The following is a 484-nucleotide window of genomic DNA, read 5'->3' as shown; positions in this document are numbered from 1 at the left end:
ATCGCCGAGCAGAAACACCGACAGCAGCGCGCTCTGCACCGCCTCGGTCTTGGAATAGGCCGTGCCGACGACGAAATTGCGCTCGCCAAACGCCATCAGCAACAAATTGGTGGCGATGATCTGCGCCAGTCCCCCGCCGAGGCAGAAGGGCACGAACCACACGCCCAACGCCGGAAACGGCGTGCGCGCAAACACCGCTTCATAGGCTATCACCAACAAAACCGCGACCGGCAGGCCGTAGAGATAGCGCACCAAGCCGGCGGCGTTGATCGAGAGCGTGCGCGACACACGCCGTTGCACCGCCGTTCGCCACGCCTGCAGCGCCCCGCCGATCAGCGCGGCGGGGAGCCAGATCGGAGCGATCAAACCCGATCGCCAATCACACCAGCAACCCCTCGCGCGCGATCTTTTCTTTCCACACCAAGGGCGCGAGTTGGTGGACGTTGGCGCCGGTCGAATCGACCGCCACCGTCACCGGGAAATC

1 protein-coding gene is annotated in these 484 nt (G+C 64.7%); it reads right to left on the bottom strand.

What is annotated here, in order from left to right; all coding sequences use genetic code 11:
- On the bottom strand, nt 1-366 hold a 366-nt coding region (locus tag AACY52_RS30500), incomplete at its 3' end, for a hypothetical protein (RefSeq protein ID WP_339561414.1).
- Between the last annotated feature and the right edge of the window lie 118 nt (nt 367-484).

Source organism: Pseudomonas sp. EA_65y_Pfl1_P113 (genome assembly GCF_963970525.1).
Taxonomy (GTDB): Bacteria; Pseudomonadota; Gammaproteobacteria; order Pseudomonadales; family Pseudomonadaceae; genus Aquipseudomonas; species Aquipseudomonas tritici.
This window is presented reverse-complemented; position numbering and strand designations above follow the sequence as displayed.